Source organism: Alteromonas sp. AO-Serp (assembly GCF_017849675.1).
In the GTDB taxonomy this organism is placed as follows: domain Bacteria; phylum Pseudomonadota; class Gammaproteobacteria; order Enterobacterales; family Alteromonadaceae; genus Alteromonas; species Alteromonas macleodii.
Map to the genome: position 1 here is coordinate 19,740 of NZ_JAFLMX010000149.1, position 16,852 is coordinate 36,591.

At 45.7% G+C, this 16,852-nt stretch carries 10 protein-coding genes; 4 read left to right on the plus strand and 6 right to left on the minus strand.

The annotated features are described in order from the left end of the window. Positions 1–72 precede the first annotated feature (72 nt). A complete protein-coding gene (locus QVA83_RS10815) occupies positions 73–2,415 on the minus strand; it encodes a fatty acid cis/trans isomerase (protein ID WP_287498463.1) in 2,343 nt (780 codons plus the stop codon). 210 nt (positions 2,416–2,625) lie between these two features. Between QVA83_RS10815 and QVA83_RS10820 the strand changes: the two genes are divergently transcribed. Beyond that, positions 2,626–3,813: an iron-containing alcohol dehydrogenase gene (locus tag QVA83_RS10820; RefSeq protein ID WP_231513055.1), complete on the plus strand. Its 1,188-nt coding sequence runs from the start codon at positions 2,626–2,628 to the stop codon at positions 3,811–3,813. A 102-nt stretch (positions 3,814–3,915) separates the two neighbouring features. Here QVA83_RS10820 and QVA83_RS10825 read toward each other — a convergent pair whose 3' ends face one another. The 4 genes from QVA83_RS10825 to QVA83_RS10840 form a co-directional block, all read right to left on the minus strand. Continuing rightward, a complete protein-coding gene (locus QVA83_RS10825) occupies positions 3,916–4,683 on the minus strand; it encodes a 3-hydroxybutyrate dehydrogenase (protein ID WP_156078156.1) in 768 nt (255 codons plus the stop codon). After that, positions 4,676–5,746, minus strand: coding sequence for an extracellular catalytic domain type 2 short-chain-length polyhydroxyalkanoate depolymerase (locus QVA83_RS10830; RefSeq protein WP_239260235.1), 1,071 nt, complete (start codon positions 5,744–5,746; stop codon positions 4,676–4,678). Before QVA83_RS10830 ends, QVA83_RS10825 begins: the two co-directional genes overlap by 8 nt. Then, the gene (locus QVA83_RS10835; RefSeq protein WP_156078158.1) at positions 5,743–7,164 is read right to left on the minus strand and encodes an E22 family MetX-like putative esterase; all 1,422 of its coding nucleotides are present in this window, start codon (positions 7,162–7,164) and stop codon (positions 5,743–5,745) included. Before QVA83_RS10835 ends, QVA83_RS10830 begins: the two co-directional genes overlap by 4 nt. A gap of 104 nt (positions 7,165–7,268) precedes the next feature. Further along, positions 7,269–8,564, minus strand: coding sequence for a GntP family permease (locus tag QVA83_RS10840; protein ID WP_014976110.1), 1,296 nt, complete (start codon positions 8,562–8,564; stop codon positions 7,269–7,271). A 263-nt stretch (positions 8,565–8,827) separates the two neighbouring features. On the opposite strand from QVA83_RS10840, the gene QVA83_RS10845 reads away from it, so the two are divergent. The 3 genes from QVA83_RS10845 to QVA83_RS10855 all read left to right on the plus strand — a co-directional run bounded on the left by QVA83_RS10845 (position 8,828) and on the right by QVA83_RS10855 (position 13,202). Next, a complete protein-coding gene (locus QVA83_RS10845) occupies positions 8,828–11,206 on the plus strand; it encodes a TonB-dependent receptor (RefSeq protein ID WP_156078159.1) in 2,379 nt (792 codons plus the stop codon). 244 nt (positions 11,207–11,450) lie between these two features. After that, a complete protein-coding gene (locus QVA83_RS10850; RefSeq protein WP_014948967.1) occupies positions 11,451–12,119 on the plus strand; it encodes a response regulator transcription factor in 669 nt (222 codons plus the stop codon). A 189-nt stretch (positions 12,120–12,308) separates the two neighbouring features. Continuing rightward, positions 12,309–13,202, plus strand: a complete 894-nt coding sequence (locus QVA83_RS10855) for a retroviral-like aspartic protease family protein (protein WP_278343961.1) — start codon at positions 12,309–12,311, stop codon at positions 13,200–13,202. Between the two features lie 81 nt (positions 13,203–13,283). On the opposite strand, the gene QVA83_RS10860 is transcribed toward QVA83_RS10855, so the two are convergent. Then, positions 13,284–16,799, minus strand: a complete 3,516-nt coding sequence (locus QVA83_RS10860) for a hybrid sensor histidine kinase/response regulator (RefSeq protein WP_287498461.1) — start codon at positions 16,797–16,799, stop codon at positions 13,284–13,286. Between the last annotated feature and the right edge of the window lie 53 nt (positions 16,800–16,852).

The following is a 16,852-nucleotide window of genomic DNA, read 5'->3' on the forward strand; positions in this document are numbered from 1 at the left end:
CATTTCCAATGGTTGGACATTAGCATAGGTTTTTTGCAAAAGAAAAGCGTTAAACGGCACACAGCGCAAGGTTTAGCGATCTTCTAACCGATTATAGTCGAGAAGACCGCCTTCAATAGGATAGCGCTCGCTAGACCATTGCATTAATTTATCACTAAACGCCCAAAAGTTAGGGTTGGTTCGGCGCATGCCAACATCGTCGAGCAAGGCTTTGTAATCGGCTTCGCTTTTAATGGATTTAAGCTTCTCAATCGAAGACGTTATTTCTGAGGCATTGATATACCAGAATGCGTCAGGGTAACTGCCCAACAAACCATGAACTAGCGTGATTGAATCTTTAGAAGGCTCCCGGTTTTCCTCTTCTTCAAATAGGCTATTTACATTGTAATGCGCGCTATTTCTAAGGGCAGTGAATACATCAATGTTGTCTGGGTTTTTGTCGTCTTGAATCACAATCATGGTAGTTTCAGGCATCAACGTCGCTTGTTGAGCAGGAAGTGAATCTAAGCGCTCTAATGCTTCGAGCTGTTCAGCTGATAGCAAACGTTTATTGTAGGTTGAGGCATTCGGTTGAACCTTAGCCAAGTAATGCGATAACAATTGATAAAGTTCTTGTTGAGGATTATCTGTTTCGAACGCTATGCCAGAAGGTTGTTCGAAACTGTTGATATCACCTTCCAAATAATCGGTAAGTTCAGGGCTTGCGTTTTGATACCAATCGTCAAGAAGGTCATGGCGGGTGATTGGAGGAAGTAGATTAAGGAAGTTCGATTCACCTTCCATGCGCAAGAAATCCATGTATAAACGGGTCAATAACTGATGGCCATAATTGCCGTAAACATCAAAGCCAGCCACAAGCAAGTAGTGAATGCGCTCTAACAAGGCATAGTCAATCACCCATGCTGTTTTAGTGGGCTGGCCAACCATCCCCTTAACAACTGTGGCATTATCGAAATGACGAAATACGGTTAAGCTGGCATTGGTATTATCGCCGTCGCCATCCCATATACTCGACACACTCAAATGCTCTTCATTTTTGAATTCATTGTTCAAAAAGGTGGTTCTTGCACGCATATATTCGCCTTGGCGCTTAGCGTATTTAACCCAGTTTACCGCAAGGGCTGAGCTATCTTTTTCAGCGGGAAGGTGGAGGTTTTCTTTTTGAGTAGCGTAAAAAGCATTTACTTTTTCAGATGCTGCAATGTCTGGGTCGACAAAGAACACCCAGAATCGATCGTTAATGACGTTAAGCGCGACTTGTCCTCTGCACACGGGACCTTTGATATAACCCATAATGGTGTTTTGCGCGCGCTCAAGCATAAATCGATAACGACTTTCTACTGGCAATAAGGTAAAGGCCGTTAATGGGTTGGCCGCCACTTGGGGTTTGTATGATGGCAATGTTTCTACAGAAAATTCTGCGTCGACAAACCACGATTGCCATTTTTCCATCAGTGTTTTATTAATGGCGTAAGCTTGATGTGTTTTACTCACGATAGTTGAATGCACTGGCTGTAGACGATAGTAAACGCGCTCGACCTCTGGATCGTCGAAGGGTCTGCGAGTAGCAATAATATCTAACGCTTGTCCGGGTGGTGTGCGCGAGCGCACTAGCTTAAAAAACTGAGGCGTTTTACCTTTTTCTGAAATATCTTCGAAATAGAGGTGAGACGTAAACAAGTGTTCGTAAATATAACGTGCGGAAAGCTGCATCTTGTTGCTATCCCCATTAAGCCACACTTCCAAACCAGTTATGTTCTCATTCAGTTCTTGTGAGAGCGCTTTGGGTAAAGGTAACGGCGCACCATGGTTTAACCACTGAATGAGTGTAGAGTGCTCTGCATCCGACAGGGCTGGCAGTGCGTAGGGCATGCCTCCCAGGGGCTGGCCTGCTATGTACCCGCCCATTTCATCTATTGTTGGGCATTGGTTTTGTCGATTTAAGCTTATATCGAAATTGTCACCTAAATGAGCGGTGTTGGGCAAAGGGTGCTGTTTTTTTAGCAAAAGCATTTGCGCTAGCACCGAAGATTGGGTCGGCGAAGCGTTAGGTTTTTCTTTCGATTCGAGCACGTCGAAAAAGCCACGCTTTCGCCATGCGTCTACGTTGTGGGCGTCGAGAAACATTCTATTGGGTTGGGCAGCGGTGAGTCGTGTCCCTTCATAGACTTTTTCTTTGTTAGCACCTCTGGCTATACCCTCTGGAGATGACATCTTTAGTTGGCATGGCGCATCGTAACAGGCGTGGCAGACAACACAGCGCTTCGTTAGTACTGGGTTTACTTGTGTGTCAAAGAAATTGTCGGGCAAATTCTCCATGGCGGGCATGACGTTGTTTGATGAAAGTAAAGGAGCGTCAGGTTTCGGCCATTGCCATATCGCTATAGCGATAATTGCTATAAGCAACGAAATCATACCGAGTTTCTTCATAATCGTAGTCCACAGAAAAGTTCTAATCAGTTTATCACTCATTTCACGTACGGTGATGTTAATAATTAACCATTAACTCTTGGCAATGGAAACAACCACGCATTTGTATGTATTTGGAGGAAAGCTGGAGAGGTAGTGGGGCGGTAACATTATTTTTACATTGTCATTGCTTTGGGCGTTGTACTAGGTATGCTGATGAAAAGAATTCGCAGCGAGGGAAACATGTCTCATCAAATTATTCTGCCAAGAGTGATGCACATAGGGAAAGGGGCGAGTCAGCGGGTTGCTGAAACGCTAAAAGGACTCAACTGCCATAAACCTTTACTGGTTACCGATAAGGTAATGGTTGAGTTGGGATATAGTGCTGCCATAGTACAGGTGCTGGAAGAGGCAGGAATAAGAGCCGATGTATTTTCAGATACGGTGCCAGAGCCCACGGTGAGGTCTATTTATCGCGGTGTGGATGCGTTCAAAACCCACGCTTATGACAGCATCATTGCTTTAGGTGGTGGAAGCCCCATCGATAGCGCAAAAGCCATCGCTATTTTGGGTAAGTACGGCGGCGAAATGCGAGACTACAAATTCCCGCGGGTTTTAGATGAAGCGGGACTGCCGATCATTGCTATTCCCACAACAGCGGGAACGGGCTCAGAAGCAACGCGATTTACCATTATCACCGACGAAGATACCACAGAAAAAATGTTGTGTGTTGGTTTAGGGTTTATGCCAACGGCAGCCTTGGTCGATTATTCATTAACGCAAAGTTTGCCTGCCCGCGTGACAGCCGATACAGGCATTGATGCGCTTACTCACGCTATTGAAGCGTTTGTTAGCCGCAAAGCCAATTTTTACAGTGATGCACAGGCGTTATCAGCCATGGCGTTAATTGCGCCTAATCTACGCACTGTATTTGCAGACCCAACAAATGAAACGGCGAGAGAATCAATGATGCTGGGCTCAATGCTCGCGGGCATTGCCTTTTCAAATGCTTCAGTGGCCCTTGTTCATGGAATGAGCCGGCCTATCGGTGCAGCGTTCCACGTGCCTCACGGATTGTCGAATGCCATGTTGTTGCCCGCGGTAACCGCCTTTTCTATTCCAAGTGCATCAGTGCGTTATGCACAATGTGCTCGCGCCATGGGTGTTGCTACGCAAAGTGACTCTGATGAGGTGGCGAATCAAAAGCTTATCAACGAACTAAAAGCGCTCAATGCAGATTTGCAGGTGCCTACGCCTGCCGATTTCGGTATTGATAAAGAGGCATTTTTTGCAGCGACTTCAACTATGGCAGAACAAGCTTTGGCATCAGGCTCACCCGGTAATAATCCACGCATCCCTACCATTGAAGAAATGGTTGCCATCTACGTATCTCTTTGGGAATAACGCTTTTGCGAAAACATTAAACGAAAAAAAGACTGCTCATTGCAGTCTTTTTTATGTGAAAAGAAATATTCTTTAAAAGCTAAGCGTTAAAAAGCTTGAGGGTTATCGAGCCGTCCAGCCCCCATCAAGCACCATGGTTTGCCCTGTGATATTGCGAGCACTGGGCGACATTAAGAAGCTTGCGGTATCTGCAAGTTCTTCAACGCTAACAAATTGCTTTTTAGGCATGGGTTCTAACATTATTTTTGTTATTACCTCTTCCTCGGTAAGGTTATTTTCTTTTGCCTGTGCTGTAATTTGTTTCTCCACCAATGGTGTTTTCACATAGGCGGGGCAAAGGGTATTGATAGTTACATCGCAATCTCCTGTTTCAAGAGCGATAGTTTTGGCAAACCCTAACAGCCCATGCTTCGCCGCTACATAAGCAGACTTATAGGGCGAGGCTACCAACGAGTGAATAGATCCTACATTGATAATGCGCCCGTAATTTTGCTTACGCATGGCAGGTAAAAACGCTTGGGTTAAAAGAGCAGGGCCAACAAGCATAATATTTATAAGCTGCTGCCACTTATCTGCAGGGAAGTCCTCGATGCGTGAAACGTGCTGAATACCGGCATTGTTTATAAGCACATCAACGGTATGTTTCCCTAGTACCTCAGGTAGCGCTGCGACTTGTTCTGCATTGCATACGTCTACCGCTACTGCGCTGGCCGATCCGTCTAAATGCGCAAGTCGAGTCACAGCCTCTTTTGCTGCCTGTTCGTTTATGTCGGCGATGATCACATGGTGCCCTTGTTTCACCATTGACTCAGCAATGCCAAAGCCAATGCCGCTTGCTCCACCCGTGATAAATATTGTGCGCTTAGTCATTGTTACTTCCGTTGGATTTATTTAGTGAAGGTGCACTATTTAATGAAAACAGCAGCTGTTTTACTGCGTTTATTTGTGCGCCGTTCCTGTTGGCGTAATTGCCAGAGGCATAGCCCCACCAATCCCAACAGCCTTGTGGATTTAACGGCATGAATAACGACTTCTTAGTTTGCGGATAAAGCACAACAATATTGTTGTCATCAGCCCATTCATTCAACCCCGTTTGGGTAGTGTAGGCATCGCCAACGGCATCGGCATACTGGTTACAGCCGTGGAAACTAATATGGGCTCTGCACGGCTCGCCTTGTGCACAGCTTTCAGGCACATACACAAAACCTTCGCTTGCTAATGTTTTGGCATCGCCACCCGCTATTTTTTGCTGATCAATTGAATGAATTTGCCCTGACAGTGACTCGTCGGGTGTCGAAACATCTTCAACAAGATGAGAGAGCATGGCACCTGCTGCATCGTAATCGCAGTTTCCAATGAAGGGGCTCTCTGATTTCATGCAGTTAACCCCATTGTTTTTGGTGGGAAAAAGGTGAGCCATCGGTTTGTCATTGATATAGGCAATATTTTGTGTGTCTGTCCACAATTTGTATTGCTCAAATAATAAATCGCTCACTGGTGCAATCACTCTGGTGTCTTGCGTACCGTGGAAAAGCCAGACTTTTGCGTCTTTCATATTGGAAAGCGACGCAATTTTTCCTTCAGTTTCATACTGTTTGGCTTTTTCATTCAGCGCTTCAAGGTTAATTTCTCCCTCTACCTTGTTCACGCACTGTGCCAGGGCAGTGGTTATATCACCTTGTGCACAGAAGTACGGGCCACCCGCAATAACGCCAACGCCTTTTACCCAGTCGCTGTGTGCTAATTGAAATTGTGTTGCCATGTAACCGCCTGACGATAAGCCAGATACGGTAACGTTCTTTAAATCAATGGTGAGTGAAGGGAGCGCGTCTTGCGCAGATGACTCGTTACCGAATACCGGTACACTAACGGCAAGTGCGCTTAATACAGACAGACAAAGCGCGTGGCGTAAAAAGGGGGTAGATTTCATCATTGCATTGCTGCCTTATCATTTTCTAAAAATTGGCTAATAGCCTGAGCCTGAGCGGATACATTCGTCACGCCTTCCAAATGACCTAATTTGCCATTTAGCGTAACCAATGTGCTGTCGTTATTCATTGAAGTTAAACCTTGGTGTGCACTTTGCGATAAGTAGGGCATAAGAAGCAAATCAGTTTGGGCTGGAATAAACAGCGTTTTCGCCTTTATCGACGCCAGCCCTTGCTCAAGATTACCTTGATGCCCAGCAACGAAAAGCTGGCAAGCTCGAACCAAGTATAAAAGGTGGTTTGCGTCCATGGATTTTGCCCGGGTCTTTGCTCGCTCACGCAGCCAGTTCACAATACTGTGTGATTGACGTATGTCATTAAGCGGCGCCGACTCAACATTTTTATACCCTAACGTGTTGCCGGTTTGGTTGAAAAAAGAAGGGGTAAGGGCATTTTGCGTAATTAACATGAGCGAGGCAGCTAAGCCATTAAGAGGTGCTTGCTCTTTGGAATAAGCGCCGTTGTTCCAGTTTTTATCTAGAGTGATTGGCGTTGCCCAGTGTTCCAATGCCGCGGTAGTCCATGCATCGCTTTGACCTGCGCCGATAACTGAAATCATACGTTCAACCCAGTCTGGGTAAGCGCTCGCCCAATCGATAGCCTGCATAGAGCCCATAGAAGGCCCAATAACCGCATACAGTTTACTAATACCTAAACTTTCGAGAAGCGCTTTTTGAACATTGACAAAGTCACGTATTGTCACGACGGGAAAGTCTAAGCCATAGGGTTTGCCTGTATCTGGATTTATTGACGTAGGACCGGTTGTAATAACGTGCGGGTCGTAAGCATTTAGATTGGCCAGCGTATCAACGCTTATTACATAAAAGCGGTCTGTATCAATCGCCTTGCCGGGGCCGATAATACTATCCCAGTAGCCTGGCGCTGGATCGTTTTCATCGTACTTTCCAGCGGCATGAGAAGATCCAGAAAAATAGTGGGTAATCAGTATAACGTTACTCTTAGCATCATTTAGTGTTCCGTACGCCTCCCAGCCAACTTTTACGTTTTTAATTTGTTTACCACCAAAGGTTGTGAAATGAGGCATTTCAAAAACGCGTTTTTCTACCATCAGCGAAGCGCTTGGCAAGGAAGAAACGGGCTCAGAAGTAGGTGCTTTTGAAGAACTGAGCAATGGCGATGTATCGTCGGATTCGCCAGCAATGCCCTGGCAATGTACCGTCAACATTAGTGTGGCAAATAATCCCACCAAGGAGCGCTGCTTTTTAACTAAATACACCTCAACCAAATTTGCTAATGCTAAGTGTTTCTGCACTCGTTGTGAGCTGAGCTGTTTCAATAGCTTATTGATGCCTTTGCTCTTATTCCACACTAGCGTGGAAGCAAGCGTCTTTTTCCAATTCATACTTTCTTATCCCTTTCTCTGGCCGCATTTTTAGATGGCAGTGTTTCGCTAGAGTGACTTATATATCGTGCGGCCTTAGGCCATATCGTTGGCTTTGACTAATGCTACATAATGCTAAACAGGCCAATGGCCATGGCAAGGCCAATAACTGGCACCACAACAGTTAGCGCACCAACCGCCCAGTAGGCAGCCTGATGGGTTTCGTTACAAATGGCGCGTATGGTAGTAACCACATAGCCATTGTGAGGTAACGAATCTAGTGCGCCTGATGATATAGACACAATTCTATGTAGCTGTTCTGGCTCTACGCCTTGGTCAAGGTAATGCGGAGCCACCAAGGGTAAGGCAATGGCTTGTCCGCCAGATGCACTTCCTGTTAACCCTGCAATCACGCTTACGGCAATGGCGGCACCAATAAGCTCGTTACCAGGAATTTGGGTCATAAGCGCTACTGTTGTTTGAAACGCTTCGGTGTTTTTTGCTATAGAGCCAAAACCTACAACAGCGGCGGTGTTACCTATGGCGATCAATGCGCCGGTGGTACCCGCATTTATGGCAACCGGTAAACTGTGAAAATGTTTGTAGTTAATCGCCAGCAAACACAGTACGCCGCCGCCTAACGCCAGAATAAGCGCAAGTTGAGCGAGTTCTTCATGGAATAGAAACGAAATGACTAACACCACGACTAACGGCACAATTCCGGTAAGCGGGTGGGGTAGCGCTCTGTCTCGCACTTCAGGGTCGCTTGCTCTGGCTTCAAACACCTCGCCGTTATTAACGGCTTTTCTGATCATCTTAGCAAGCCACCAGTAACCGAAGCATGCCATGAATATGGCGACGACAAGGCTAACTTCCCACGCGGCAAAAGGGGAGGTACCCAAATACTTTATAGGGATCCAGTTTTGGATTTCTGGCGAGCCCGCGGAGGTCATCGTAAATGTTACCGACCCGAATGCCATGGCAGCAGGTATGAAGCGACGGGGTAGGTTGGCATCTTTAAACAAACTCACCGCCATAGGGTAAACAGAAAACGCTACCACAAACACGCTTACACCACCGTAGGTCAAAATAGCGCAAGCTAGCACAACAGCTAATACGGCACGCTTGTAACCAATTTTGGTGATAATCCAGCGAGAAACAGCATCTGCTGCTCCTGTGTCTTCCATGAATTTACCGAATAACGCACCAAGTAAAAACATGAAAAACCAAGAGGCGATAAAGCCAGAGAAACCACTCATATAGGTTTGAACGAAGTTTACGTCGCCGGTGAAGACGCCGATATTATTGGTAATGGCAACTACAAGCGCACACAAAGGTGCAGCAATAAAGAGGTTCATTCCGCGTATTGTCAAAACAATAAGCAACAACAGACCGCCTACTAAGCCAATCATACTTAACATAGTTATTATTCCTTAAAAAATCTGTGACCGCAGATGATCCGAAACAGTTAAGTCGATTTAAGATTTGCTTACACTCAAAACCACAAAGTGTATACAAATCAGATAAAAAGCGTTCATAACAGACATAAAGTTTGACGTTACTTTTATCAAAATCCCATAGTACGATGGTACTACATACTATTAACAATTAATTAACTAAAGTGATTTTGACCGTAGGCAATACATCCGGCAGTGACCAGAACTTAGAACAACAAGGACTCACTATGTCTCAATCAATACACACAAATGGCTTGGTTTTACCCTACCAATCACATTCAGCCTCTGTTAGCACAGTAGAACGCAAAAGCGATTCAGTTAAGCTCCCCATTCGCAGCCTTTGTGCCCTAGCGGTGGCTAGCGTTTTAAGCACAGCGCCAGTATTTGCTCAGGATAGTCAAGCTGATGCCGATGCCGAAGCGCAAAAAGGAAAATTAGAACGCATTGAGGTGACAGCGCGAAAAACTGTAGAGTCGCTACAGGAAACGCCGGTAGCTATCACGTCTATTGGTGCTGTTGAACTTGGAGAAAAAGGGATTAGCGTGCTGACTGAAGTGCAGCAGTTTTCGCCCAACACTACGCTACAAACTAGTCGCGGTACCAATTCCACCCTGACGGCATTTATTCGCGGATTGGGTCAGCAAGACCCGCTTTGGGGCTATGAACCAGGCGTGGGTATTTATGTTGATGATGTTTATATTGCTCGCCCACAAGGGGCCGTACTTGATTTGTTAGACGTACAGCGTATTGAGGTATTACGTGGCCCGCAGGGGACGCTTTACGGAAAGAATACCATTGGTGGCGCGGTTAAATACGTTACGAAGGAAATGACCGGCGATACGCAGATGAACGTTGAAGCTACGGTAGGTAGTTACAGTCAGCAGGATATCAAAGTGACAGGTCAAATACCGTTGATTGAAGACACGGTGTATCTAGGCGTGGGTTATGCCAACTTAAACCGCGACGGCTTCGGTGAATATCTGGTAAGCGCGTTGCCCAATCAAGATAAAGAGAACTATAACAAAGATCTTTGGGCAGCCCGTGTAACGCTAGAAGTTCACCCGAGTGAAGATTTGTTTTTCCGTATTGGATGGGATAAGACCGAAGACACATCAAATGCGAAAGGCGGCTACCGTTTAATCCCAAGTATGTTAACTGATGCGCCCGTGCCTGATTCGGTTTTCGATTCGTACACCAGCTTACCTACATGGAATAAAGTCGAGTTAGAAGGCTATAACTGGCTGGCACGATACAGAGTGAATGATGATTTAGAGCTTAAATATATTGGTTCGCATAGAGAGAGCTATTCACCTACCAACATTGATTTTGACAATACGCCTCTGCCTATTTTTGATGTACCGGCAGAGTATGACGACAGTAATGATACTCACGAGATTCAAGCGAATTATACCGGGAACGCGTTTAGCTTAGTGTCAGGGCTCTATTTTTACGATGGTGAGAGTTGCGGTAATTTTGATGCCATTTTAGGTGTGTTAGGTCAATCGCTTGGTGCCTCAGGGTTAACGCGGGAAGTGACGGGTTGTAATAACTCAGAAAGCTGGGCTGCCTATGCGCAGATGAACTATGACGTAACCGATAAGCTATCGCTTTCGCTTGGTGCCCGATATACCGATGAAGAAAAGACCGCGTTTGTAAATAACGGTCTGGTATTCGCCAATGTTTATCCTTATACCGACTGGATTGATGGGTACGTGCGTCCCGACGGACAATTAGTACCTCAAGTACTTGGGACAGACACCGATGGCGATGAAGTGTTAGATGCGCCAGCGGTAGAGAGTTGGTCGCGCTTTACCCCGCGAGTGGGCGTGGAGTATCAAATGGACCGCGATACCATGTTCTTCGCGAGTTATTCACAAGGCTTCAAATCGGGCACGTTTAACCCTCGTGCTCAGACTAACGAGCCTGGTGTTGAACCAGAAGTCGTTGACAGCTTCGAAGTGGGTGTGAAGAGTGACTTAACCGACGCACTTCGTATGAATATCACATTGTTCTCTTACGACCACAAAGATCGTCAGTATATTGGTGTAGAAGGGGATTTGTCTGATCCAACAGCCCTTGACCAGCGACTGCGCAATGCTGCAGAAACGGCTGCAAAAGGCGCCGAGTTGGAGATGACGTGGGTAGCCACGGATAACCTTCAGTTTGACGTTGCTTACGGTTATATTGACTTTGAGATTAAGAAAAACAATGCAATCCCTCCGTTGATTGGTCTAGCAAGTACGCCAGAGAATACCTTTAATCTTAATGCCAACTACCTACTAGAAACGAGTTTTGGGGATATTACTTTCAACGCCAACTACTACTATCGCGATGATTATCTTATCTTTGAAACCAGCGATCTTATTCAGCAAGATGCCTATGGTATGGTGAACTTAAGCGCGCGCTGGGAAAGCGTTGAAGGCGACTGGTATGCTGGACTACACGTCAAAAACCTGACCGATGAAGAGTATCTGGTTGGTGGTTATGACTTTGTCACGCAAGACGATGAAGGTAACTTCGGTCCGGGCCTTGGTGGCGATACGACACTTATCGGTTATTACGGTGACCCACGTACAGTTCACCTTACGGTAGGTTATCGATTCTAAACGGTATGTTCTGAAGAAGACCAGCAACACGTTTCACGCCTAGGCCATTGCGCTTAGGCGTGCTCACGTTTGCTCGACCTCTTTCGATTGTGTTGGCCGGCGGATATGTCGAGCAGTGAAGGGCGTGGTGCGGAGCCTTACTCAATAACAGATGCACCAATAACAGATACGCCAATAAGATTAACCTTTTTTTACCGGCGTGGTAGTATGTTGATTAACAAGGTAGTTACAAGTTGATAGCATTATGTCTGTGAAAATCTTGATTGCTGACGATCACCCTCTGTTCAGGGCTGCGATGTGCCATGCGTTAGCTAGTGTGGAGCATATCGAACTTGTAGAAACCTCCACGTTCCCCGATACGCTCACTAGTCTTGAAGAAAATGACGACATCGATCTGCTTTTCTTAGATCTCACTATGCCAGGCAATGAAGGGTTAAATGGCCTTGCTGAGGTACATGCGCTCTATCCTGATGTACTTGTTGTTGTTATTACCGCACAAGAAGAGCCTGATGTTATGGCAAAATCGTTTGCGTTAGGCGCAAGCGGTTTTATACCCAAATCAGCTTCGGTCGATTGCATTATTGACGCGGTAAATACGGTGTTAGACGGTGAAACTTGGATCCCGCCTTCAGTTCACAATGCATCAGCGACGATGCCAAATGCCACTGCATCGAATGCGAATGGCCACTCTGGCCAAGATGATTTCACAAACCGATTAAAGCAACTTACCCCTCACCAACTTAAAGTGTTGCGAATGGTATCAGACGGCTTGCTTAACAAGCAGATTGCTTACGAACTGGCCATTTCTGAGTCCACCGTTAAACAGCATGTATCTGCAGTATTGAGAAAGCTTGGTGTTATTAACAGAACCAAGGCCGGTATCGCGTTCAAAAATGCAATGCATTTAAGCTAAACGGAAAGCGATAGACGTCTTCAAGACTATGATCATATTGATATAGTTTAAGCACTAACATGTATTAGATGCTTTCCACTAGATTAGGGATTTTTGCGCGTTCGGTTCATCGTGCTAATTCGATCTCAATCAGCTCATGTGCTAGCGTAAGATTTCAAAGGATTAGTTTACTGGCGTAAAAGGATATTTATGACGCGATTTATTTTACTTTCCCTTCTCTTTAGTTCTTTCAATGCGTTTAGTGCCGTTACAGCATGGACAGATTTCACCCTGGACAACGGTCACGTTTTTTTGCCTGTTACCATAGAAGGCATCGAATCTCGGGTCATGCTGGATTCAGGAGCACAAATAAACAGTATCAATCGCGCGTTTATCGGGAAGCATGATTTAGACCTTGATAAAGGGCGCCCCGTGACCGTTAAAGGGGTGTACGACGTTGAAAGGCGTAACGCTTACAACAATGTAAACGTTGAAATATTCAATAGTGATTTCGAGTTGGATTCCCTTGTCGAATCCAGCTTAGGTCATCACTCTAATGGTATGTTACTGGGGGCAGGTTTTTTCAATAACTTCATCGTTCAATTGGACTATCCCCACAGAAAAATTCGTTTGGTGACGCGTGATTCGATAGATATGGGGAAGGTGGCAAATGTTCGAGCCAACTCTCAACAGGGTAGTGGAATGCCTATCGCGCAAGTAGAAATTAACGGTGTTGCGTTGTGGCTATTAGTCGATACTGGTAACGCCGGTACAATTTTGATTAACCGTCGAGCGGCGTCCAAGGTTGGGTTGCTAGAAAAAGTGGAAGGCGCAAGCACGTCATTTGGTGCCAATAGTTCTGGGGTCAATGAGTTCGCTACGTCAGATGTCGTGAAGTTTGGTCCATTCGAGATTAGTGACGTTAAGGTTAGCTTTCCTGCTGAGGGGCAAAAGACAAACTTAGAAAGTCAGTATGAAAGAACGGGTAGCCGGATAGGTGGAAAGCGGGTAGTTGGCTTAATAGGCTATGATTTGTTGAAAGACTTCGTTGTAACACTTGATTATCGTTACGGGAAACTTCACATCGCGTTACCGCAAAAGTAAAAAGTATCTTGATGCAAACCAGCTACCAAAAGAAGGCGAAATACCTACTGCCGTACTACAAATGCGATCTCGAGTTCTCTATTAAACAAGCGATTGCTTTAGCAGTCGCTTAAGTGCCGCAGGCTTTAAGGGTTTTGGCAGGTAGCTAAATTGTTGCTCCGCCGCTTCCTCTCTTATGTCGTTACTTCTGTTGGCAGTGACTAAAATCTTTAAGGCAAAACGCACGTTATTTTCAGAAAGAATCGCTGCAACGTCAAAACCGGTTTCGCCATAATTTAGGTGATAATCGGCGACGAGCACATCAAAGTGTTCTTGTGAAATACTCGACACTTCTGCTCCGCCCGCTATCAATGTTGTACACCCTCCCCAATCTCTCAGTAAGGTACACATTGCATTTGCCACTTGCTCGTCATTTTCTACAAGTAGAAAACGGGTGTCTTTTAAAAATGCATTGTTGTTTTTATTCGCTGAGTCTAAAGAGGGCATTTGATGGGAGTGCGAGGAGACAGGGCGAGAACGGCTGTCTAATGCGCTTTTTTGAACGCTTACTGAATTATTTGGCGCACTTGCTGAGTTCTTCGTTAATACCGAGTTATTAAAAGGAGAGTCAACATGGTTAGTGTTACTTACGTGCGCGGTGGGTATCGAGGCTTCGCTTTGAAATGCTCTAGATACAGCCACACTGAAGCAGCTTCCTTTATTTGGCGATGAAGTCAGCCCGACTTCATGACCGAGTAGTCGACATATCTTATCTACAATAGTCAGGCCTAATCCAATTCCTTCGCCTTTGTTGTTGCTCTCTAGCTGGTGGAACTCACTAAATATTTCATGCTGTTGGTGGTCGGCGATACCTAGTCCGGTATCGTAAACACAAAGCTTTATAACCTGCTCGGTATTTGTGACTCTTGTGCGTCTCACGCCCACCAAAATACGGCCTTTTGCGGTATAGCGGACTGCGTTGGACAGCAAGTTTTGAAGCACCCGTCGCAGTAGTACTTTGTCCGAGTACACCATAACTCTGGTCGGTACATACCTGAGCTCAATACCTTTTTGCTTTGCAATGACACTAAATTCCTGCACCAATGAAGACAACATATCACTGACTGGAAATTCAGTCTTTTGAGGGGTAAGCACGCCAGCGTCTAATTTCGTCATATCAAGTAGCATTGAAAGTAAGCTCTGAGCATTGTCCAAAGAATTCACCACGCCTTCAGATAGTGTGGCCAGTTCACTGCCTTGCGTCTTTTTGCTGAGCATGCTGGCAAATAATGTTGCGGCGTTGAAAGGTTGCATGAGATCGTGCCCAGCCGCGGCCAGAAATTTGGTTTTGCTCTCGTTAGCTTTGTCAGCGTGTTGTTTGGCTTCTTCTAATTCTGCTGTACGCTGCGCAACCCTTGCCTCCAAGTCTTCTTTTGCACTTTCTAATTCTTTTTGAATTGCTATGTATTCAGTTATATCGCTATAGGTAGTCACGTAGCCGCCACCAGGCAGCGGCGCGCCGTTAAGTTCTATCACTTTTCCGTCAGGCTGTTTGCGAATATGTTTATGACGGGTGCCTTCCAGCATGTAGCTAACGCGCTTTTCGATAGATGAGGGGCTAAACAACCCTCGGTTTGCGTTGTAGCTAAGTATATCGGTAATGGGCATGCCCGCTTTTAGAAATCCTTTAGGGTAGGCAAATAATTCCACGTAACGTTCGTTCCACGCCAGTAGCTGCAGTTTGTCATCAAGCACACTTATGCCTTGCTCAATGTTTTGCACTGACGATTGAAGTACCTCGTGGTTAAACTGAAATGACTGAGAAGCTTCTTCTACCCAGTCAACCAGTTCTGGAAAGCTATCGCTGCCTGTATCGGCGATGGCACACAGTAATATACGAGCACTAGGTGCTCCTACTTGTGCGGCAAGCAACTTATTTACCCTGTCGATAAGCGCCTGACTGGCATAACCACTGCTAGCGGCGCGATTGACGTCAACTGATAGCTGCTTAACCAGTTGAGAGTGCGTGGCACTCTCGAGCACACGTTCGGTGAGTGCAATTAAGTCCCTCACTTTTACCAGTAAACGAGGTGTGTCGTGATCTGTTAGGAGCGTATTATTTGGCTTCGTGCCACGTCTTGATGTAATCAATGCAACCGTAACGAATGTTAGGCAATTAGCCAATAAGGAAAAGGCAAAGCCCAAACCAAGCGCTTGGTCAGTGGGTGCTGGGTTGAAATAATAACTCGACAGTAAGCTTGGGTAGAGGAGGAATGCTGCCCAACATGTAAACCCTACCAATAAGGCGCAAATAGCAGCAGCTTTGTTGCTTTTCGTCCAGTAAAGACCAAACATAAGTGCAGGCATGCACTGTGCTAATAATGCTATAGCAATCACCCCGCTTTTAACCAGAGGTGCAGCCTGACTTATATTCAAGTGATACCAGAGCGCAATACTAAGTACGACTACAACGGTAATACGACGTATAGACAGTATTTTGTTTGGCTGCATTGAACGATTGGGCGATGTCTTTAGTCTCGCTTTTAGCCAAAGTGGCGTAACAACATTGTTCGAGATCATTATTCCCAGCGCCAAGGTTGCAACAATCACCATGCTGGTGGTTGCAGAAAGACCTCCTATGAAAGCAAATGACGACAGCGCGATATTTTCAGCATATAAAGGTAGGGCAAGCACATACGCATCAGAGCTCGTATCCACTGGCAGCAGCATTTTTCCTGCAAGTGCAATAGGAATAATAAAAAGGGTCATGCCAAATAAATAGAGGGGAAATAGCCACCTTGCTGTTCTAAGCTCCCCCTCACCGTTCTGCTCAACGAAGTTCATATGAAACTGTCGTGGCAAAACGAACATAGAGCAAACGCCCAAAACAACATGTGATACATAAACCCAGGGTGCGCTATCAGCATAAATGACTTCTCGAGCACTGCCATTTGAAGCGGCGTTAGACACCAAATCCAACACACCATCAAACAGATAGAAGCAAACGAAAACACCTACAGCGCACAGGGCAACAAGCTTTATAACCGATTCAAACGCTATAGTAAGTAGCAGACCGGGGTGTTTGTCGGTCAAGTTGAGTGTACGGGTACCGAAGATAATGGCAAATAATGCGAGCAAGATAGCTACGTAGATACTTAACCATGGCGTGCTTGTATGCGCGTCGTCAGTCAACAAATTTATTGATTTCGTAATGGCGTCTAACTGCAGGGCGATGTAGGGCACTACACCGAAAAAACACAGTAAAGTGATAAGCGCGGCAATCAAGTGGGAGTGCTGGTATTTAAGTGAGATGAGGTCTGCTAAAGAGCTGATGTTGTGTTGTTGACACAGTCTGCTTATATGAAGCACCACAGGAAACGCAAATGCCATAGTCAGCATAATCCCTAAATAAGTAGGGATAACTGCCCAGCCATATTGTGCTGCTTGAGAGGTAGTGCCGAAAAATGCCCAAGATGTACAATGCACGCCCAATCCAAGGCTGTACAATATTGGGTGTTGCCGGTTGTCACGTAAACGCTTATCGCCCCAAAATGCTAAAGCGAAAAGCGCGAGGAGATAACAACCAACAATAGTGCCAACCGTCCAGATACTTAGCATAGATATTCCGTGTAGTTGAACGCATTTATTAGCGCAATTGAAAGCGCGTTTTA

What these genes read in the sequence shown, in the direction of transcription:
- QVA83_RS10860 (WP_287498461.1), bottom strand. Translation starts at nt 16,799, where the DNA reads ATGCTAAGTATCTGGACGGTTGGCACTATTGTTGGTTGTTATCTCCTC.
- QVA83_RS10835 (WP_156078158.1), bottom strand. Translation starts at nt 7,164, where the DNA reads ATGAATTGGAAAAAGACGCTTGCTTCCACGCTAGTGTGGAATAAGAGC.
- QVA83_RS10850 (WP_014948967.1), top strand. Translation starts at nt 11,451, where the DNA reads ATGTCTGTGAAAATCTTGATTGCTGACGATCACCCTCTGTTCAGGGCT.
- QVA83_RS10840 (WP_014976110.1), bottom strand. Translation starts at nt 8,564, where the DNA reads ATGTTAAGTATGATTGGCTTAGTAGGCGGTCTGTTGTTGCTTATTGTT.
- QVA83_RS10815 (WP_287498463.1), bottom strand. Translation starts at nt 2,415, where the DNA reads ATGATTTCGTTGCTTATAGCAATTATCGCTATAGCGATATGGCAATGG.
- QVA83_RS10825 (WP_156078156.1), bottom strand. Translation starts at nt 4,683, where the DNA reads ATGACTAAGCGCACAATATTTATCACGGGTGGAGCAAGCGGCATTGGC.
- QVA83_RS10830 (WP_239260235.1), bottom strand. Translation starts at nt 5,746, where the DNA reads ATGATGAAATCTACCCCCTTTTTACGCCACGCGCTTTGTCTGTCTGTA.
- QVA83_RS10820 (WP_231513055.1), top strand. Translation starts at nt 2,626, where the DNA reads ATGAAAAGAATTCGCAGCGAGGGAAACATGTCTCATCAAATTATTCTG.
- QVA83_RS10845 (WP_156078159.1), top strand. Translation starts at nt 8,828, where the DNA reads ATGTCTCAATCAATACACACAAATGGCTTGGTTTTACCCTACCAATCA.
- QVA83_RS10855 (WP_278343961.1), top strand. Translation starts at nt 12,309, where the DNA reads ATGACGCGATTTATTTTACTTTCCCTTCTCTTTAGTTCTTTCAATGCG.